The following is a 19,412-nucleotide window of genomic DNA, read 5'->3' on the forward strand; positions in this document are numbered from 1 at the left end:
GTCCTCGGCAAGTAGACCGGACCCTTCGGCCCCCGCCCGGCGCGTCGCCGGGCGGGGGCCGATGTCATCCGGCGGACCGGTCAGGCAGTGCGGCGGGCGGGGCGGGGGCCGTGCCGGGCGGGTCCGGCAGGGCGGGGGCCGTGGCGTTGTCGGCCTCCGCGCCGCCACCGGCCAGCCGCAGTGTCAGGGCGGTCAGGAAGCCGGCCACCAGGCCCCAGGTCAGGGCGGCCGGGACGCCGCCGCCGAGGCCGCCGGACAACTGCACCAGCCCCCAGCGCATGCCCGAGTCCGCACCGGTCAGCCCCATCTGCAGCAGTTGTCTCGCCAGCAGCCCGATGACGGTCGCGCAGACCGCGCCCGCCGCCATCGCCGGAACAGTCGCCGGGGCGAGCAGGACGGGCAGCTTCCGCAGCGCCCACCACACCACGGCGAGCATCAGCGCGTCCGCGACGCGGTACAGGAGCCAGGTGCCGATCGGCGCGCCCGCCGGGCCCGCCCAGCCGCCGAGCAGCAGCCACGTGCGAAGGAACTCGCCCGGTTCGGCGACCAGCCGGCCGGACAGGGAGACCGTCTGGACGGCTGCTGCGACCGGCTGGTACGAGAGGACCAGCAGGGACAGCGCGACCACGGCGGTGCCGACGGTGGCGGCCAGGCGGGCGGCGCGGGCCGGAACCTGCCTCAGCGGCAGCGGTCCGGCGCCCTTGGTGGTGATCCGTGCCGCGAGCACGGTCCCCGCCGCCGCGACGAGTGCGGCCAGCACCGTGATCTGCTGGCCGGACGAGCTCGAGGAAGCCAGCTGGGGCAGGAAGCGGTAACTGCCGTGCCCCCGCGAGGCGATCGACCACGGTGCTGAGACGGTCGCCGCCAGCATTCCGGCCACCAGGCCCCAGGCCCACACCGCGAGGAACGCGGCCGTCGTCCGGCCGCGCACCGGGGGAAGCCTGCGGACGAGGAGCAGCGCCCCGGGCACGAAGACGGCGAAGAGGACGCCGAAACGGATCTGCATGGAGGTCGCGTACAGCGAGAGGTAGCGGCTGCCGTCGGTGACGGCCGCATCCCCGGCCCCACCGGTCGCCTCGGCGCCGAACCGGAGCGAGGCCGGGGCGTCGTACGACCAGGGGGCGAGCCAGTACTCGAGTTCGGCGGCAGCCCGGCCGCCGAGCACATCGGCGGTACCCGCCAGGTGCAAGGCATTCACGCTCGCCCCCGCCCACCACAGAAGCGCCGTGAGCAGCAGTCCTCCGGCCAGTGCCGGTATCGCCGCGCGCCGGTACGTCATGTTGCTGCCCCCGCCTCGATCACACACCCCGTCAATCCCCTGGCGGGTTGGAGGTTACGGGGTGGTGATCACGCGGTGATCACGGTCGGCAAGCGCTTCGACGACGGGCTGTCCCGCGTCCTGGGAACGTGGCGGGGCCGCCCGGTCCGGCTCCGCTCACGGGACCGATCGGAGGCCCGTGCCGATGCGGGGCGCCACACCCGACGGTGCCGCGTTCACGAGCGCGGGCAGGTCCGTCAGCGCGTTGATGCACCAGTCCGCCGTCTCCGTCACGTCGGGGTGGTCCGCCCACCAGTGCCCGTACGCACCCCGGCGGATGTGCGCCGCCCGCAGGCCGGAGGACTTGGCCGGGAAAAGGTCGTCGGCCGGGTGGTCGCCGACGTACAGGGTGGCGTGCGGGGCCGCGTCCGAGACCTCCAGTACGCGCGAGAAGAACTCCCGGTCCGGTTTGGCCACACCCCACTCCTCCGACGTGACGACCACGTCCGCGGGAAGGTCCAGGGCCCGCAGCAGTTCCCCGGCCCGCACGGTCTGGTTGCCGGCGATCACGATCCGCAGGCCGAGCGCGCGCAGTTCCGCCAGGGCCGGGCGGACGTCGGGGTAGAGGTCCGTCTCGTCCAGGTGCTCGCCGCGGCCGGCTGCCGCGCGGGCGTGGTAGGCCTCGGTGACGTCCATGTCGGGGCGCAGGATGCGCAGCGCGTCCGTGCAGTCGCGGCCCTGCACGACCGCGGCGCCCACCAGCGCGCTGACGGTGTGCGGCGGGACGCCGAGCCAGTTGGCCCAGGAGGCCCAGTGGCGGTCGTCGCGGACGAGGGTTTCGCCGATGTCGAAGACGATCGTTTCCATCACCGGACCGAGCCTACGGGGCAAGTGCGACATAACGGCCAAGGCGCCAGGAGGGGCCGGACGGTTGCTGCGGACAGAGGCCCTGATCCGGGCAGGTGGCGTCGCTCGTATGCTCGGCTCATGACCGATCCTCAGCTCGGACGCCCGACCACCAACGCCATGCGGCGTGCCCTCCGCCGGGCACGCGACGGAGTCGCCCTCGATGTGGCCGAGGCCGCCGTACTGCTTCAGGCGCGGGGGGACGACCTCACGGATCTCGCGGGGTCCGCGGCCCGGGTGAGGGACGCGGGGCTCGACGCCGCGGGCCGCCCGGGAGTGATCACGTACTCCCGCAAGGTCTTCATCCCGCTGACCCGGCTCTGCCGGGACACCTGCCACTACTGCACCTTCGTCACCGTCCCCGGGAAGCTCAAGCGCGCGGGGCACGGGATGTTCCTGTCGCCGGACGAGGTCCTCGACATCGCCCGTAAGGGTGCGGAACTGGGCTGCAAGGAAGCACTGTTCACGCTCGGCGACCGGCCGGAGGACCGCTGGCCCGAAGCGCGTGAGTGGCTGGAGGCCGAGGGGTACGACGACACCCTCGCCTACGTGCGCGCCATGGCGATCCGGGTGCTGGAGGAGACGGGGCTGCTGCCGCACCTCAACCCCGGGGTGCTGACCTGGACCGATCTGCAGCGGCTCAAGCCCGTCGCACCGTCCATGGGCATGATGCTGGAGACGACGGCGACCCGGCTGTGGTCCGAGAAGGGCGGCCCGCACCACGGGTCCCCGGACAAGGAGCCGGCCGTCCGGCTGCGGGTGCTGGAGGACGCCGGACGGTCCAACGTCCCGTTCACCACCGGCATCCTGATCGGCATCGGCGAGTCGTACGAGGAGCGCGCCGACTCCCTGTTCGAGCTGCGCAGGACGGCCCGCGCCTATCACGGCATCCAGGAAGTCATCGTCCAGAACTTCCGCGCGAAGCCGGACACCGCGATGCGCGGGATGCCGGACGCGGAACTGGAGGAGCTGGCCGCCGCGATCGCCGTGGCTCGCCACATCCTGGGCCCCTCCGCCCGTATCCAGGCCCCGCCGAACCTCGTCGACGCCGAGTACGCCCTGCTGATCGGCGCGGGCATCGACGACTGGGGCGGCGTGTCACCGCTCACGCCCGACCATGTGAACCCGGAGCGGCCCTGGCCGCACATCGACGAACTCGCCGCCCGCACCGCCGAGTCCGGATTCCAATTGCGTGAACGCCTCACGATCTATCCGGAGTTCATCCAGCGGGGCGAGCCCTGGCTCGACCCCCGCCTCGTCCCGCACGTACGGGCGCTCGCGGACCCCGAGACCGGTCTGGCGAAGGAGGGGGCGATTCCCGTCGGGCTGCCCTGGCAGGAGCCCGACGAGGGCTTCAACGCCTCGGGCCGCACCGACCTGCACCGCACCATCGACACCGAGGGCCGCACCGGCGACCGGCGCGACGACTTCGACGAGGTGTACGGGGACTGGGAGGCACTCCGGGAGGCCGCCGCTCCCGGCATGGTCCCGTCCCGCATCGACGCCGACGTGCGCCAGGCGCTCGGCCAGGCCGCCGACGACCCGACGAAGCTCACCGACGACCAGGCGCTCGCCCTGCTCCACGCGGACGGGCCGGCGCTGGACGAGCTGTGCCGGATCGCGGACACGCTGCGCCGTGACGTGGTCGGTGACGACGTCACGTACATCGTCACGAGGAACATCAACTTCACCAACGTCTGCTACACCGGCTGCCGTTTCTGCGCCTTCGCGCAGCGGCGTACGGACGCCGACGCGTACACCCTCTCCCTCGATCAGGTCGCCGACCGTGCCGCACAGGCCTGGGACGTCGGTGCGGTCGAGGTCTGCATGCAGGGCGGGATCCACCCGGACCTGCCGGGCACCGCGTACTTCGACATCGCGCGGGCCGTGCGGGAGCGCGTCCCCGGTATGCACGTCCACGCGTTCTCACCGATGGAGGTCGTGAACGGCGCGACCCGCACCGGTATGTCGATCCGTGACTGGCTGATCGCCGCCAAGGAGGCCGGACTCGGCTCGATCCCCGGCACCGCGGCGGAGATCCTCGACGACGAGGTCCGCTGGATCCTCACCAAGGGCAAGCTGCCGACCGCCACCTGGCTGGAAGTCATCAAAACCGCCCATGAGGTGGGACTGCGGTCGTCCTCGACCATGATGTACGGGCACGTCGACCAGCCCCGGCACTGGCTCGGCCACCTCCGTACGCTGGCCCGACTCCAGCAGGAGACCGGCGGCTTCACCGAGTTCGTGACGCTGCCCTTCATCCACACCAACGCCCCGGTCTACCTGGCCGGGATCGCCCGCCCCGGCCCCACCGACCGGGACAACCGGGCCGTCACGGCGATGGCCCGCCTGCTCCTCCACCCGCACATCACCAACATCCAGACCAGCTGGGTGAAGCTCGGCACCGAGGGCGCGGCCGAGATGCTGCGCTCGGGGGCCAACGACCTCGGCGGCACGCTGATGGAGGAGACCATCTCCCGGATGGCGGGCTCCGGCTACGGCTCGTACCGGTCCGTCCAGGACCTCGTCGCCATCGCCGACCTCGCGGGGCGGCCGGCGAAGCCGCGTACGACGCTGTACGGAGAGGTTCCCGAGGAGCGCATCCAGGCCGCGGCCGCGTCGGACGGGCACCTCCCGGAGCTGCTGCCGGTGCTGGAGGGCTGAAGGTTCTTCCGGTCGGCGTACGGGTCCGTCACCGGTACCCCGTCGCGTCGGCCGGCTTGCCCGCATCGACGACCTCGACCAGGTAGCGCCAGCAGTCGGGGCGGGAACCGTCGAGGTCGGTGAAGCCGTACTCCTGGGCGAGCTGCCCGCTGGACAGCGACTGTCCGTTCCAGCGGGCGAGGCCGGCGTCACCGGCCAGAGCGGCGACCGCGCGCCCGACGTACGCCGGGCTTTCCGAGACGCAGAAATGCGGCACGTCGGTCAGTGCGTCGCGCCAGTTCTCCTCGGCGACGCCGAAGGCGTCGAGCATCATCTCCGAGCGGAGCCAGCCGGGGGTGAGCGCCACCGCCGTCCCGCCATGAGGCCTCAACTCGTGGGCCAGCACGAACGCCATGCGCAGGACGCTGTTCTTGACCAGGTCGTAGAAGTAGGAGTTGCGGTAGTTGGCCCCGTTGTACGCGGATGTCCCGTCGGTCATCTCGACGACGAGCCCGCCCGGGCGCCGCACCAGCAGGGGCAGCACGAAGTGGCTGGTGATCGCGTGCGTCTCCACGCCCAGCCGGAGCAGGCGCAGTCCGTCGTCGAGGTCGTGCTCCCAGACCGGCTTGTCGAACGCGAACAGCCGTTCGCCGCCCCAGATGTCGTTGACGAGCACGTCGATCCGCCCCTGCTCGGCATCGATGCGCTCGGCCAGCGCACGGACGTGCTCGGGCACCAGGTGATCGGTCGGCACGGCGACGCCGGTTCCGCCCGCGGCGGTGACGAGTTCGGCGGTCTCCTCGATCGTCTCGGGCCTGTCGTACTCCGAGCGCCGTTCCCGCGTGGTGCGGCCCGTGACGTAGACGGTCGCACCCGCCGCGCCGAGCCGGATCGCGATGCCGCGCCCGGCGCCCCGGGTAGCCCCTGCGACCAGGGCGATCTTTCCTTGGAGCGTCGCTTCCGGTGTGGTCGGTGTGTCGGACATGAATCCCCTTGAGGTCCTGATCTGTCTGTACGACCCGGTCCAGGAATGTCATCGACGACCGGGGAAACCATGCTCGTCGCGAAACCTGACATCTTGTGTCCTATTTTTCGGTGTCCCGTGCGGACCGTGCGGCGCCCCCGGCCGGCGTCGCGGCCCGTACATACCGTTCCGGCCCTGAACCAGCCCTTCCAGTTCGATTACAGTGCTTGCGCAGTCGCACGCCGGTGAACGGACGGGAAGGGGCACGGTGACCACAGGGACCACAGCTGTCTGGGGCCGTGCGGAGCAGCAGGACTTCCGCAGCCGGGTGCGCGGGTCCCTGCTCGGCGGTGCCATCGGCGACGCGCTCGGGGCGGGTGTCGCCGGGCTCACCCTGGAGCAGATCCGGGCGGCCCACGGTGTCGACGGTGTCGTGGACTTCGTTCCCGCGCACGGCAGACGCGGGGCCGTCACCGCCGTCACACAGCTCACCCTCTTCACCGTCGACGGGCTGATACGCGCCCAGGTCCGACGTGACACCGGCGCCTGGCACCCGCCCACCGATGTGCACCGTGCCCATCTGCGCTGGGCGGCCACACAGAGCGCCTGGGGGCCCGACGAACGCCGCAAGGACAACGGCTGGCTCGCCAGGGAGGAGTGGCTGTACACACGCCGCGCACCCACCCGGGAGTGCCTCGTCGGTTTCGGTGACGCCACCATGGGCACGCTCGCGGTGCCCAAGAACCCCGCGGCCCGCGACTCGGCCGCCCTGACCCGCTCCGCGCCCTTCGGGCTGCTCGTCGGGTGGGAGTCGCAGCTCGTCCTCCAGCTGGCCGTCGAGTGCGCTGCCCAGACCCACGGCCACGCCACCGCCCAGCTGGCGGCCGGAGCCCTCGCCGTCCTGGTGCACGGGCTGGCACGCGGCGAGACCCTGGACGGTTCGGTCCAGCACGCCCTCGCGCTGCTCGCCGACCGCCCGGGCAGCGAACAGGTCACCGAAGCACTGCGGCAGGCCCTCGGTTCCGTACGGCAGGGCATTCCGGGGCCGGCCCTCATCGAGGCGCTCGGCGACACGGACTCCGCGGAGGAGGTCCTCGCCGTGGCCCTGTACTGCGCGCTGGTCGGCGAGGACGTGCGGCACGGGCTGCGCCTCGCCGTGAACCACTCGGGGCCGTCCGCGGCCACCGGGGCCGTCTGCGGGGCCCTCCTCGGGGCGCTGCACGGCGAGACGGCACTGCCGCCGGCCTGGCTGGCCGAACTCGAGGGGCGCTCGACCGTCCTCGAACTCGCCGACGACTTCGCGATGGAGATGACCCAGGGGCCCGCCCTGCACAGCCCGACCGCGGTGGCTCCGGGCTGGCTGACCCGCTACCCGCGGGACTGAGGGAAGCGGCAGGAGGGGGAGGGGCGGGACAGCAGTGGGCGGACGCCGCCGCGCCCGCCCACCGTTCGTGCGTCCCTGCCGTCCCTGCCGGAACGACGGTCAGTCCTTCACACCTTCCGGGACCGCCGTACCCTCCGGGCCGGTCTTCTGGGCCGGAACCGCGGTTGCGCCGGCTTCGCCGTCGGGGCCCCCGCCGTCCGTGTTGATCATCTCGATGAGCGCGTCGCGCTCAGGGGTGTCCTCGGGCTTGATGAACCCGATGGCGATGTAGAGCACCAGTGAGATCGCCAGCGGCAGCGCCACCTGGTACTGCAGGGCGACGTCGGTCTTCACCGAGCCGTCGAAGTTGTAGTTGGTGAGGTAGAAGGCGAGCAGACCGGCTGCCCAGCTCGTGAGTGCCGCCGTCGGTCCCGACCTGCGGAACCTGCGCAGCAGGCCCAGCATGAACGGAATGGCGATCGGGCCCATCAGGCCGGCGACCCACTTGATGACGACCGAGATGATGTCCTTGAACGTCGGCGAGTTGATCTGCGTCGCCAGTGCCATCGACAGGCCGAGGAAGGCGAGCGTGGACAGCCGTGCGGCCAGCAGACCGCTGCGGTTGCTCCAGGTGCGGGCCGCCTTGGAGAAGACCGGCGCGATGTCCCGGGTGAAGACGGCCGAGATCGCGTTGGCGTCGGAGGAGCACATGGCCATCGTGTGCGAGAAGAAGCCGACGACGACGAGGCCGAGCAGACCGTGCGGCAGCAGCTGCTCGGTCATCAGGGCGTAACTGTCCGAGGCGTCCGGCTTCTTGGCCTCGACGAGCAGCGGTGCGACCCACATCGGGAAGAACAGGATGACCGGCCAGACCAGCCACAGGATGGCGGAGAGACGGGCCGAACGGGTCGCGGAGCGTGCGGAGTCCGTGGCCATGTAGCGCTGGGCCTGGTTCCACATGCCGCCGTTGTACTCGAAGGTCTTGATGAACAGGTACGCCAGCAGGAAGGTCGTGGTGTACGGGCCGGCCGTCGGGTCCGTGTGGCCCTCGGGCAGCTTGTCCCAGACCGTCCACAGAGAGCTGAAGCCACCCAGCTTGCTCATGACGATCACCAGCATCGCGATACCCGCGAAGAGCTGGATGATGAACTGCCCGAGCTCGGTGAGCGCATCGGCCCACAGCCCGCCGACCGTGCAGTAGACGGCCGTGATGGCGCCGGTGATGAAGATGCCCTGGGTCAGGGAGATGCCCGTGAAGACGGAGAGCAGCGTGGCGATGGCCGCCCACTTGGCGCCGACGTCCACGATCTTCAGCAGCAGACCGGACCAGGCCAGGGCCTGCTGGGTCTGGACGTTGTAGCGGTTCTTGAGGTACTCGAGCGGCGACGCGACGTGCAGCCGCGAGCGCAGCCGGTTGAGCCGTGGTGCGAAGAGCTTCGCGCCGATGCCGATGCCGATGGCGATCGGCAGTGACCAGGTCACGAAGGATGTGACGCCGTACTGATACGCGATACCGGCGTAGCCGGTGAACATCACCGCGCTGTAGCCCGACATGTGGTGCGAGATGCCCGACAGCCACCACGGCATCTTGCCGCCGGCAGTGAAGAAGTCGCTGACATTGTCCACGCGCTTGTGCGACCAGAGTCCGATCGCGACCATCACACCGAAGTATCCGATGAGCACGGCCCAGTCGAGACTGTTCATGTGCCCCCTCCAGGGGTCCGCCTTGTGAACGGGAACGCACTTCGTCAGTACGGCCGTTCAGCGGGGCCCCCGTGCGGGAACGGGGACTTTGGGGATTGAACCGCCTGTTCGGGTCCTCGGTCAAGGTTTTCTCGATCAGGGATGTGAACGCGGATCAGTAAGGCGAACGATTTTACTTGTTCTTGACCTTGCGAAGCGTTGTAGTGAACGTGACAGCGGCCACACGATGAGCGGGCACTTCGTCAGGCTGTGCAGAGACAGAACCCAAGGATGAGCGCTGAGAACGCAGAACGACCGCACGGGATGCGGGTCCCGTGCGGCCGGAGAAGGAGGAGAGCTGAACCGATCGAAGGGTTCCGGCGCTGGAGCAGCTGTTCGCTGCTCCTGACCGGAGTGGGCAGTCCGCCCGGCCACCCAGACGCGTCCGAGGCAGGAGGCCGCGGCACCACCGTCCGTGGACGACTGACGTGGTTCCACCTGACATCGACAATCCGTCGCACATAGTGTGGTCGCCCTATCCAGGTACTGAACAGGTGCCGACGGAGTGGGGGCATGGATGGACGCGCAGTTGATCGAGCTGGCACGGTCGGCAGGGGCCACTGTGGTCACGCTCATGGCGACCGACGCATGGGAGAGGACCCGGGACGGCATCGTCTCCCTTTGGCAACGGGCCAGTCCCTCCCGTGCTGAAGGTGTTCAGGACGAATTGGAAGCGGCTCGTGACGATCTGCTCACCGCCAGGGAAACCGGCGACGAGCTGACCGAGCAGGAACTCCGTGATGCCTGGACGGGCCGCGTACGACGGCTGCTCACCGAAAGGCCGGACATCGCCTCGGACTTGCGGCGGATCCTGGTGGAACTCGATCCCGAAGTGAACGACGCGCCGCAGAGCGTGCAGATGCGCGCCGAGGCATCCGGCAGCGGCCGTGTCTACCAGGCCGGGCGCGATCAGCACATCAACGAACGGTGAGCGGGACCGAGCCGGGCGCGGAGCATCTCGTGCAGGGCAGGGCATCGGGGCAGGGCCGTGTCTACCAGTCGACCGGCGACCAGTACGTCACCGAGAACCACTACCACCAGGCACCTGACCAGGGTTCCTCCCTCTTCGGCCCGTCCATGCAGCGAACGGTGGTGCGGGCGAAGGCCGGTCGGGCAGGTGACTGGCCGGCACCGGATTCCGTGCGCACTCCGCTCGTCGGCCGGACTCCGCGGATACTCAGGGACCGCGCCGACCTGATGAGCAGGCTGACGGACGCTGTCCGGAACGAGAGCGGCGGGATCCACGTTCTCCACGGAATGGGCGGCTGCGGCAAGACCGCAGTGGCTCAGACCCTCTTCAACGAGGTCACCGGGCAGGGGGGCCGCATAGGACTGTGGGTCAACGCCTCCGAGCGGGCCACACTCCGTGCCGGAATGCTTGCCGTAGCCGCCGATCGTGGTGCGGAGACCTCCGAGCTCGCCGCGGCGCACGACGGGCGCCGCGCGTCAGCCGATCTTGCCTGGCATTACCTGAACCATTCGGCACAGCCGTGGTTCCTGGTTCTCGACAACGCGGATGAACCCGCAGCTCTTGAAGAGGGTGCGTGGCTGCGTTCCAGCCCGCAAGGAACGGTGCTCGTGACCACGCGCGCAGCCGGCTCACATATCTGGAGCGGGGCGGAACTGCACCAGGTGGGAGTACTTCCGCTGGAGGATGCCGCACTGCTGCTGCATGACCTTGCTCCTGACGCGGGCACTCCGCACGATGCGGAGACCGTGGCCGGAAGGCTCGAATGCCTCCCGCTCGCCCTGACCTTGGCCGGATCCTTCCTGTCCCGTCAACTTCTGGAGAACTGGTCCATGAGCGACTATCGGCGGCACCTCGACGAGAACCCCACCGAATTGATCGACCGGGGTGCGGCGCCGGGCAGTTCGGAGGGAAATGCTCGGCAACTCGTGGGTCGGACTTGGGAGATCTCGCTCAACGCCCTGGCCGAAGACGGCATTCCCGAGTGTGCGTCATTGCTCCGCCTGCTCTCCTGCTGGAGCTCCGACCCGGTTCCGCTGTCGCTGTTGCGCCCCCTGTCCGTGGGTGCAGTCGACCTCGGTGCCGTAGAGCCGGCGCTGCCCGGTAACCGGGTCGAAACCGCGCTCCGGGGCCTGCTGGATCATTCCCTGGTCTCGCTCGTCGACTCCGAGGAGAGCGGCGAAGTCGCGCGGTGCGTCAAGACGCACGGAGTTCTGCTCGACAGTGTCGCGGCAGCGGTGCCGAACGATCAGAAGCCGCTGTTGGTCGAGGGGGCGGCGCGTCTGCTCGCCTCGCAGATCCCCGCCGAGGTGGGCGGGGGAGTGGCGGGAGGCCGAGTGCGCAGACTGGTCCCGCACGTGATGAATCTGCTTCGGACGGTGGAGGATCACGACGCCGGAATCAGTGTGGTCGGGGTCGCGAATCTGCTGACCCGGCATGTCTTTGCGAGCGGGGACTACCAGGCGTCCCTGCATGTGGCGCAGGCCGCCGTGAAGGTGGCGGAAACGCATCTGGGGGAAGACCATCCGCTCACCCTCGGCGCCGGCCACAATGCGGCCCTGGCTCTCTTCAGGCTGGGGCGATTCGAGGACTCCGAGGCGCTGCACCGGAAAGTCCTGGACGGGCGGGAAAGGGTATTCGGTGAAGAGCACCCCGAAACCTTGGAGAGCTTCCTTTCCTTTCACGAGCCTCTTGGCCAATTGGGGCGAGTGGAAGAGTGTGTGGCAGCCCTGAAGAAGGCGCAGGAAGTCCGCGGCCGAGTCCTGGGTGAAAATCACCCGGACACCCTCTATGCCCGGGCACTCCTCATCGAATACCTGGCCGTTGCCGGTGCGGTCGAGGAATTCGACCGCGTTGGGCCCGAAACGATGGCCGTCTGTGAGGAGCTTCTCGGCAATGACTCCTTGGCGACTGTCACGAGTCGCCACAATCTCGCCTTCGGGCTTTATCGCCTCGGCAGGTACGAGCAGGCGGAACCGCTTGCGCGAAGGGCCCTGTCGGACCGTCGGCGCATCGGGGGCGAGGAGCACCCGCTGGCTCTGTCGGCCGCGGTCCTCCTGAGCTGGATCCTGGCCGAGCGCGGGGCGCTGGAGGAGTCGATCTCGTTCGCCAGGATTGCCGTGAACGGCCAGGAGCGGTCTCTGGGGCCTGAGCACCCCTACCTGCTCACGAACCGGACAGGGCTGGCCGCCTCTCTGGCAGCCTTCGGTCACGTGGCCGAGGCCCAGGCGCTTGCGCGCCTGAATCTGCCGCTGTGCGAGCGCGTGCTGGGCGCGGACAGCCCTGTCACGGCGAGGACCCGCAGCTTGTCGGCTGCTCCCTGAGTGAGCAGGGACCCTCTCGGCCAGGACGGCGGACCAGTCGAGAGGGTGTGGCTGGGGCGACGTGCGTGAGCCGGCCGACCTTTCGGCCAGGCTCAGTGCAGCGAGTTCTGGCTGATGTTCGAAAGGAATGCGGACCAGGTGTTGGCTGTGAAGCCGAGGACTCCGGTGCGCGGATCCTTGGAATCGCGCACCGCGACGGCGTCATGTCCCGCAGTCTTGATCTCGACGCAATCCCCATTAACGGCGGAATAGGATGACTTGGTCCATTCTGTCAGCTTGCCATGCTTCATCAGCATGCCTCCGATGATTGTGCCGGTGGTCGGGTCGTGTGTCCCGGTCGCTGTGAATCAGCGGCTCCGGGAGCGACGCTACGCTGCGACATCATCGAAGGTGAGCACCGTTCACCCCTTTGGGTGAACTAATCCTTTGGGGTCTTCCTGGCTGCAGTGGCGCGGGCGTATATTGCCGACTTTCAATCCGAGGACACTTCATCGCCTGCTTATGGCTGGCACTTTTCGGCTGCCGCAATGATGAAGTCGCGTGATTGTTCCGCGCTCAGGGCCTGGGCTCGCAAGTGCTCGTACATTACGGCGTAGCTCTGGACGTCATTGGCCTTCTCCAGGTACAGGTCGCTGGTGACGCCCTCGAGGTAGACGACGCTGGCGTCCATCGCTTCCTGGAACTCGAGGATGGCGAACTTTCCGTACATGCCGGGATGTGCGCCCACGTCGTAGGGCAGCACCTGAAGGGTCACGTGCGGCAGCTCGCTCAGCTCGGCAAGGTGCAGCAACTGGGCCCGCATCGTCTGCGGGTTGCCGACGATGCGACGCAGCAGCGCCTCGTCGATCACCGCCCAGAAGCGCAGTGGATTGACCGGATCGGTCAGGCGGTCCTGGCGCTTGAGGCGGATCTGGATCCGCTTGTCGATCTCATTGGGCGTGGCTTCGGGCCACATCCCTTCGATGACCGCCTGTGCGTACTCGCGCGTCTGCAGCAGGCCGGGAACGATGAGCGACTCATAGACGCGGAGTGAGGCCGCGTCCGTCTCCAGGCCGATGTAGACGCTGTACGGGATGTCGCCGAACGCGTGCCACCAGCCCTGCTGGCGGGAGTCCTTGGCCATCTGCATGAGCGAGTCGACGATCCGGTGGTCCTCGACCTCGTACACGCCGCAGAGGTCCCGGACGTCGCGCTGGCTGATCGAACGGCGGCCGTTCTCCAGGCGGCTGATCTTCGACTGGGAGACCAGCAGCCGCTCCGCCACCTCTTCGGCCGTCATGCCCTTGATCTCGCGGAGGCGGCGCAATTCCTGGCCCAACCGGCGTCGCCTGACGGTGGGATTGACGTTGGTCGGCACGGAAACGGCACCTCCGGCTATGCAGCTCTTGTAGCTGTGCGTATCTACTGCTCAGCAGATTGCCACCCCTGGCCGTGAGCGCGCTGGAAAACGGCCACACACAAGCGCGCGGGGCAGCCGGTGGATCCGGCTGCCCCGCGCGTGGTGCGGCTCCCGAACCGGGTCTGTGGGGACGACGGTGCGGCGGTATTCGGTTCTCCGCGCGATGCTCTGCGCGGTCAGTGCACGGAGGTGTGCGCCATGCTGCCGCGACGCGCTTGCGCTTGCGGCTGCAACGGCACGCCTGCCGCTTGCTGATTACGGCGCGGCTGTACGGCCACCCCGTTCTGGACGTCCATCACGGCATGCGCCACGAGGCCGCCCATCGGGTCGTGTCTGATCAGGTCCCGGAGCCGGGAGCGCGAAGAGCGCCCCTCGTTCCCGGGGTACAGGTGCTTGCCGAGTCCGACCGCATGGGCCAGCGCGGCGAGCGCCGCGGTCCGCGGGTCCGGCGGTACGCCGGTGCGGATCGCACTGTCCAGCCGGTTTCTGATGTCCCGGCTGATTGCCGTGTCCGTCGCCTGGTAGCGAGTCGTCGGCAGCACTCCGCACATCTGGCCCGCCACGGCATGCACCATGCCGCACCGCTCCAGATGAGCGAGGTAGATCTGGCGAAGCCCCAGTCGGGGTCCGCCGATCCAGTGGACGGCCCGGACCGGGCTGCCGCGACGGCGCAGCAGTTCCAGTGCGGAGTCCAGAGTCGGATCTCCTGTCGGCCGTGGCATCACCACGGCGATACGATCCCCGTCAGGGGCTATCCGTCCTGCCAGAGCCAGCTCTACTAGCTGTGCCCCGGCCAGGCCGAGGTCGAGCGACTGCGGCTGCGCTGTGGTACCCGTGGTCGGGTCCAGAGCGAGCAACAGAAGCTCCTCCGGAATTGTTCTGCGGCTCCTGCCCATCCATGCCTCCCCGCGTGGATGAATGACAGGGTGACCCCTCTCACATTGGTCTGTCGAGAGCGCCTGGGTGCTTTGTGAGGGAACCGTTAGGTATGTCGTTCTCGTCTAGCGGCCCAGCCAAGGGTTCACACAGGACACTGGTAGATGGTTCGGACAGTGCGGGCATGTCCCCGCGGCGCATGGAGGAGGCATCGGTGGCGGGCGAGTCCCCCGACAATTCGGAGCAGCGGAAGTCGTCGGGGACGACTGAGGGACGCGATCCGCGTCTCGCCGTGTTCCGCGAACCGGACGCTTCGGCGGGCACCGGGAGCACGACGGGCACCGCGACGGACACCGCGACAGCGGTCTTCCGCGCGCCGTTCTCCGCGGATGCTTCTGACGATCCGGCCGACGCGTCCGGCGATGCCTCTGCGGACGTGTCCGCAGACGTGTCCGCGGATTCCTCGGCTGCGTCCGGGAGCGAGACGGATGCGGCCGGAGCGGATGCGCCGGACGCCGACGACTCCGACTCCGGGGCCGCGGAGGGCTCAACGGGCCCTGCGGAGGGCGTGAAGGCCCCTGTGGAGGACTCCGAGCCCCGCGAGGCGGCCAAGGAGGTTGCTGCGGCTGCCGGGGCGGCTGTGCCCCCGGGGGCGGCCGAGGCGGCTGCCGCTGAAATCGACACCAAGCCCGAGGCGTCCGCCGATGCCGGGTCTTCGGACGACGAGGATTCCGACGCCGGCTCCGACGCCGACTCCGCGCCGGCCTCAGAGGCCGGTTCGGGCAGCGATGCCGGGTCGGAGGAGCCGGCCGAGCCGGCTGTGCCGTCCGACTCCGGACCTGCGCAGGAATCCGGCTCCGAAGCGGAAGCGGAAGCCGACGCGGAAGTGGAAGCCGACACCGAGGCCGATGCCGCCTCAGGAACCGCTGACGAGGCCCCCTCCGAGCCGTCCTCCAAGGCGGAGCCGAACGACGCGCGGCTGCGTGCCGCCGTCGCGGCGTGGGTCGCGAGCGGGGGCGACGAGGACTCCGCGCCCGAGGACTCTGCGCCCGAGCCGGACGCGAAGCCCGAGCCGGACGAAGCGTCCGAGGCTGTGACCGGGTCGGACACGGACGAGGCGGCGGACGTCAGCGCCACCTCCGACGCGCCCCGCGTGCCCAGGACCCGCGCGGAGGCCACACCCGAGAAGGCCGACAAGGCCGACAAGACCGAGACGTCCGGCAAGGCCGAGCAGGGCGAGAAGGCCGAGTCCGAGGACCCCGCGGAGCCCGCTGAGGACAAGCGAGGAATCGATCAGCCGACCACCGCCTTCAAGGCGCTGCGGCCCGGCCGCGTCGACCAGCCGACGACCGCGCTGAAGCTCCCCCGGGACACGAAGAGGGAAGCCCCCGAGGCCCCCGCCGAGCGGACCAGCAAGTTCGTACCGCTGCGGTCGGACGACGCGGGCCCGCCCCCCGCGCCCGCCCCCCGCCGGTCCGATGCGTCCGCGTCCGCGCCCCGCATCGGCCCCACGGTCACCCCGGACCTCACCCCGGGCCGCACGGCGGATCCCGGCCGTCCGGCCGGCGCCGTCCCCGGGCTCACCGAGGCGGAGCGCACCCGGCAGCAGCCCATGCCGCCCCTGCCGCCGCTCGACCTGCTCGCCGAGCTGACGAACACCCCGCCGCCCCCGCAGACCCCGGTCCGCACGGCCGTCCGGCGGGTCAAGATCTGGACGCCGCTGCTGCTGCTCGTCGTGATCGTCTTTGCGATCGCGCAGGCGGTGCGGCCTCTTCCCGAGCCCACGCTGACGCTCTCCGCCGACCCCACGTACACCTTCGGCGGCGAGAAGCTGGAGATGCCGTGGCCGGAAGAGGGCCAGGGCGTCGTCGAGGTCGAGGGTGTCGGCACCATCGGCTCGTACGGCACGGAGAAGACCGCCCCGATCGCGAGCGTCGCGAAGATCATGACGGCGTACGTGATCCTCAAGGAGCACCCGATCACCGGCAAGCAGGACGGTGAGCAGATCGAGGTCGACAAGACGGCGGGCGAGGAGGCCAACCGCCCGCAGGAGTCGACGGCGCCCATCAAGGAGGGGCAGAAGTACACGGAGCGTCAGATGCTCCAGCTCCTGATGATCCCCTCGGGGAACAACGTGGCGCGGCTGCTCGCCCGCTGGGACGCCACGACGGTGGAGGCCTTCGTCGACAAGATGAACGCGGCGGCCAAGGACCTCGGGATGACGAAGTCGACGTACACGGACCCGAGCGGTCTCGAGTCCTCGACCGAGTCCACGCCCGCCGACCAGCTCAAGCTGGCCAAGGCGGTCATGCAGTACGACGTCTTCCGCGAGATCGTGAACATGCCCCAGGCCGACATCCCGGGCATCGGCAAGACCATCTACAACAACAACAACATCCTGCTGGAACCCGGTGTCAGTGGCATCAAGACCGGTTCCTCCACCCCGGCAGGCGGCAACCTCATCTGGACCGCGGACACGGTCGTCGACGGGAAGAGCCGGCGGATCATCGGCGCGGTGATGGGTGCCGACGCCGACGGCACGCTGGACGCCAAGCTGCAGCGCGCCATACAGAGCAGCCTCGGCCTGATCCAGGCCGCGCAGAAGGGCGTCGACTCCGCCACCGTCGTGAAGAAGGGCCAGGTCGTCGGTTACGTCGACAACGGGCTCGGCGGCAGGACACCGGTGGTCTCCACCAAGGACCTCAAGGCGGTCGGCTGGGGCGGGCTCAAGGTGGAGCTCGACCTCGGTGACGGCGGGAAGACGCTCCCGCACGCGGCGAAGGCGGGCACGGTCGTCGGCGAGGTGACGGTCGGTACCGGCCCGGGGAAGGTCTCGGCCCCCGTCGCGCTCCAGAGCGAGATGACGGAACCGGCCTTCGGCGACAGGCTGACCCGGATCACCTGACGGCAGTGCGGCCCGTGCCCCTGCCCCCGCGTGCAGCGGTGGGCAGGGGCACGGAGCCGGAGGTTCGGGGCGGGCAGGAAATGGGGCAGCGCGGAGAAAAACACGCGTGCTAGCGTCCCGGAAGCAACGGTTGGGCGCCGGGACGCGTCCCTCCGGGTACGGATGAGGCCCGTGCGGTACATCGACGGTTCGGCAGGCCCGGGCGAGGACGGGGAGAGTCGCAGTGACGACGGCTGAGCCGACGCGGGCGAACGACAGTACGGCTGCCGGAAATCTGCGGGTCAGGATTCCGGCCCCGCGCGACGGCGGGCAGGACGGGCCCGACACGTCCGTACGGAACCGCCTCCTGCGCCACCCGGTCCTGCTGACGACCGCGGTCGCGGCCGCCGTGCACCTGCTGTGGTTCTTCTTCTTCGCGAACAGCGGTGGCGACATCGCCGCCCAGGACGCCTGGGCGGAGTTCGTCGGCCGCCACCCCGGTACCGCGTACAACCTCGCCTGGTACGGGGGCATGCACCCCGTCTCGTACAGCGTGGTGTCGCCCTATCTGATGTCGGTGCTCGGCGTCCGTACGACGATGATGATCGTCGGTACGGTCTCCTCCGCGCTCACCGCGCTGATCCTGGTCCGGGTGCCGGCCGTCCGTAACCCCCTCGCGTGCGCCCTCGCCGGAGCGTTCGCGTACCTGTGCAACGCCCTCTCCGGGCGGGTGACCTTCGGGCTCGGCATGATGTTCGCGCTGGGCGCGGTCGCCGCGGTCTTCTGCTGGCCCCACCGCTGGCGGTACAAGCGGTGGGCGAAGGCCGGTGTCGCCGCGCCGCTGGCCGGGCTCGCGACGGCGGGGAGCCCGGTCGCCGGGCTCTTCCTCGGTGTGGTCGCCGCGGCACTCTTCCTGAACAAACGGCGCCCCGGCGCGTACGCACTGGGCCTGGCCCCTGCCGCGGTCGTGGCGCTGTCCGCGTGGCTGTTCCCGTTCTCGGGTACGCAGCCGATGGCGATCGGGACCCTGTCGCTGCCGTTCCTGTACGCCGTCTTCGTCTTCTTCCTCGTGCCGCGGGACTGGCGCACGGTGCGCACCGCCGCCGCGGTGTACGGCATCGGCACGCTGCTGACGTACGTGATCGACTCGCAGATCGGCTCGAACGTGTCGCGCATGGCGATGCTGTTCGCCGGGGTCGTGCTGCTCGCCGCCCTGCCGTACACGGCGCCGCGCACCCGCCGCTGGTACGCGCTGGTCATCGCCTTCGCGGGCCTGAACTTCTGGATCGGTTTCAAGGGCATCGACGACATCGTCCGTACCGCCCCGACCGCGTCCTGGAACCGCGAACTGGCCCCTCTGGTCAACCAGCTCCAGAAGGCCGGGGCGGAGAGGGGCCGGGTCGAGGTGGTGCCCGCCAGCAGCCACCGGGAGGCGTCGGCGCTCGCGCCGTACGTGAACCTGGCCCGCGGCTGGAACCGGCAGGCCGACATGAAGCGCAACCCGCTCTTCTACGACGACACCCTCAACGCCGTGAACTACCGGGAGTGGCTCGACCGCTGGGCCGTGCACTACGTCGTGCTGCCGACCGGGAAGCCGGACTCCAGCGGGGCGCTGCAGGAGACGGAGCTCGTCCAGGAGGGCCAGCCGTACCTGAAGGCGGTCTGGAGCGACGCCAACTGGAAGCTGTTCCGGGTCCTGGACCCGGTGCCGCTCGCCGATCCGCCCGCGACGGTCGAGCGCGCCGGAGCCGACGAGCTGACGATCCGGGTGCAGTCGGCGGGCCGGGTGCTGATCCGGATCCCGTACTCGCGCTGGCTGGCCGTCGTGGACGACAAGGGCAAGAGCGTGGAGCGTCCCCAGGAGACGGAGGCGTCCAAGCAGCGTTCCGCCGAGGACGACGAAGCCCCGAAGGACTTCACCAACGCGCACGGCTGCCTGATCAAGGTGGACGAGGACCCGGACGGCGACGAGTGGACGGAGCTGCTCGCACCGCGGCCCGGGGTCTACCGGCTCGCGGCGCCGTACCAGCTGCAGCCGGGTACGCCGTGTCCGGAGGAACTCCGCTGACGCGCTCCCGCCCGGAG

13 protein-coding genes are annotated in these 19,412 nt (G+C 69.8%); 6 read left to right on the forward strand and 7 right to left on the reverse strand.

All coding sequences use genetic code 11. The features are described 5' to 3' along the window. Positions 1 to 64 precede the first annotated feature (64 nt). Positions 65 to 1,279, reverse strand: coding sequence for a hypothetical protein (locus tag ACFQ6X_RS13115; RefSeq protein WP_383180376.1), 1,215 nt, complete (start codon positions 1,277 to 1,279; stop codon positions 65 to 67). Between the two features lie 156 nt (positions 1,280 to 1,435). Further along, positions 1,436 to 2,125 (reverse strand): HAD family hydrolase, encoded by a 690-nt coding sequence (locus tag ACFQ6X_RS13120; protein ID WP_383180824.1) that lies wholly within the window; start codon positions 2,123 to 2,125, stop codon positions 1,436 to 1,438. 120 nt (positions 2,126 to 2,245) lie between these two features. On the opposite strand from ACFQ6X_RS13120, the gene ACFQ6X_RS13125 reads away from it, so the two are divergent. After that, positions 2,246 to 4,828: a bifunctional FO biosynthesis protein CofGH gene (locus ACFQ6X_RS13125; RefSeq protein WP_383180379.1), complete on the forward strand. Its 2,583-nt coding sequence runs from the start codon at positions 2,246 to 2,248 to the stop codon at positions 4,826 to 4,828. Positions 4,829 to 4,856: 28 nt separating this feature from the next. Here ACFQ6X_RS13125 and ACFQ6X_RS13130 read toward each other — a convergent pair whose 3' ends face one another. Further along, on the reverse strand, positions 4,857 to 5,792 hold the full coding sequence (locus ACFQ6X_RS13130) for an SDR family oxidoreductase (RefSeq protein WP_383180382.1): 936 nt from the start codon (positions 5,790 to 5,792) through the stop codon (positions 4,857 to 4,859). A 247-nt stretch (positions 5,793 to 6,039) separates the two neighbouring features. On the opposite strand from ACFQ6X_RS13130, the gene ACFQ6X_RS13135 reads away from it, so the two are divergent. After that, positions 6,040 to 7,155 carry an ADP-ribosylglycohydrolase family protein gene (locus tag ACFQ6X_RS13135; RefSeq protein ID WP_383180385.1) on the forward strand — a complete coding sequence of 372 codons (1,116 nt, stop codon included), beginning with the start codon at positions 6,040 to 6,042 and terminating at the stop codon, positions 7,153 to 7,155. Positions 7,156 to 7,254: 99 nt separating this feature from the next. Here the strand turns inward: ACFQ6X_RS13135 and ACFQ6X_RS13140 are convergent, their stop codons facing one another. Continuing rightward, on the reverse strand, positions 7,255 to 8,838 hold the full coding sequence (locus tag ACFQ6X_RS13140; protein WP_383180388.1) for a sodium:solute symporter family protein: 1,584 nt from the start codon (positions 8,836 to 8,838) through the stop codon (positions 7,255 to 7,257). Between the two features lie 556 nt (positions 8,839 to 9,394). Here ACFQ6X_RS13140 and ACFQ6X_RS13145 point away from each other — a divergent pair. Together ACFQ6X_RS13145 and ACFQ6X_RS13150 are read left to right on the forward strand one after the other, a co-directional pair. Then, on the forward strand, positions 9,395 to 9,808 hold the full coding sequence (locus tag ACFQ6X_RS13145) for a hypothetical protein (RefSeq protein WP_383180390.1): 414 nt from the start codon (positions 9,395 to 9,397) through the stop codon (positions 9,806 to 9,808). After that, entirely contained in the window at positions 9,805 to 12,168 is a 2,364-nt protein-coding gene (locus ACFQ6X_RS13150; protein ID WP_383180393.1) for a tetratricopeptide repeat protein, read from the forward strand. The genes ACFQ6X_RS13145 and ACFQ6X_RS13150 overlap by 4 nt, the downstream gene beginning before the upstream one ends. A 92-nt stretch (positions 12,169 to 12,260) precedes the next feature. On the opposite strand, the gene ACFQ6X_RS13155 is transcribed toward ACFQ6X_RS13150, so the two are convergent. The 3 genes from ACFQ6X_RS13155 to ACFQ6X_RS13165 all read right to left on the reverse strand — a co-directional run bounded on the left by ACFQ6X_RS13155 (position 12,261) and on the right by ACFQ6X_RS13165 (position 14,463). Then, a complete protein-coding gene (locus ACFQ6X_RS13155; RefSeq protein WP_383180396.1) occupies positions 12,261 to 12,464 on the reverse strand; it encodes a DUF397 domain-containing protein in 204 nt (67 codons plus the stop codon). Between the two features lie 203 nt (positions 12,465 to 12,667). Continuing rightward, positions 12,668 to 13,525: a helix-turn-helix domain-containing protein gene (locus ACFQ6X_RS13160; RefSeq protein ID WP_383180399.1), complete on the reverse strand. Its 858-nt coding sequence runs from the start codon at positions 13,523 to 13,525 to the stop codon at positions 12,668 to 12,670. A gap of 218 nt (positions 13,526 to 13,743) precedes the next feature. Then, positions 13,744 to 14,463: a GPP34 family phosphoprotein gene (locus ACFQ6X_RS13165; protein WP_329210020.1), complete on the reverse strand. Its 720-nt coding sequence runs from the start codon at positions 14,461 to 14,463 to the stop codon at positions 13,744 to 13,746. 164 nt (positions 14,464 to 14,627) lie between these two features. On the opposite strand from ACFQ6X_RS13165, the gene ACFQ6X_RS13170 reads away from it, so the two are divergent. Both ACFQ6X_RS13170 and ACFQ6X_RS13175 read left to right on the forward strand, forming a co-directional pair. Further along, entirely contained in the window at positions 14,628 to 17,348 is a 2,721-nt protein-coding gene (locus tag ACFQ6X_RS13170; protein ID WP_383180403.1) for a D-alanyl-D-alanine carboxypeptidase, read from the forward strand. Positions 17,349 to 17,571: 223 nt separating this feature from the next. After that, positions 17,572 to 19,395 (forward strand): MFS transporter, encoded by a 1,824-nt coding sequence (locus ACFQ6X_RS13175; protein WP_383180406.1) that lies wholly within the window; start codon positions 17,572 to 17,574, stop codon positions 19,393 to 19,395. Positions 19,396 to 19,412: the final 17 nt, after the last annotated feature.

The sequence above is a fragment of the Streptomyces sp. NPDC056452 genome (genome assembly GCF_042796085.1).
Classification (GTDB): domain Bacteria; phylum Actinomycetota; class Actinomycetes; order Streptomycetales; family Streptomycetaceae; genus Streptomyces.

Coding starts and splice junctions, on each gene's coding strand:
- ACFQ6X_RS13115 (WP_383180376.1), bottom strand. CDS start 1,279: ATGACGTACCGGCGCGCGGCGATACCGGCACTGGCCGGAGGACTGCTG.
- ACFQ6X_RS13120 (WP_383180824.1), bottom strand. CDS start 2,125: ATGGAAACGATCGTCTTCGACATCGGCGAAACCCTCGTCCGCGACGAC.
- ACFQ6X_RS13125 (WP_383180379.1), top strand. CDS start 2,246: ATGACCGATCCTCAGCTCGGACGCCCGACCACCAACGCCATGCGGCGT.
- ACFQ6X_RS13130 (WP_383180382.1), bottom strand. CDS start 5,792: ATGTCCGACACACCGACCACACCGGAAGCGACGCTCCAAGGAAAGATC.
- ACFQ6X_RS13140 (WP_383180388.1), bottom strand. CDS start 8,838: ATGAACAGTCTCGACTGGGCCGTGCTCATCGGATACTTCGGTGTGATG.
- ACFQ6X_RS13145 (WP_383180390.1), top strand. CDS start 9,395: ATGGACGCGCAGTTGATCGAGCTGGCACGGTCGGCAGGGGCCACTGTG.
- ACFQ6X_RS13155 (WP_383180396.1), bottom strand. CDS start 12,464: ATGCTGATGAAGCATGGCAAGCTGACAGAATGGACCAAGTCATCCTAT.
- ACFQ6X_RS13165 (WP_329210020.1), bottom strand. CDS start 14,463: ATGGGCAGGAGCCGCAGAACAATTCCGGAGGAGCTTCTGTTGCTCGCT.
- ACFQ6X_RS13170 (WP_383180403.1), top strand. CDS start 14,628: ATGTCCCCGCGGCGCATGGAGGAGGCATCGGTGGCGGGCGAGTCCCCC.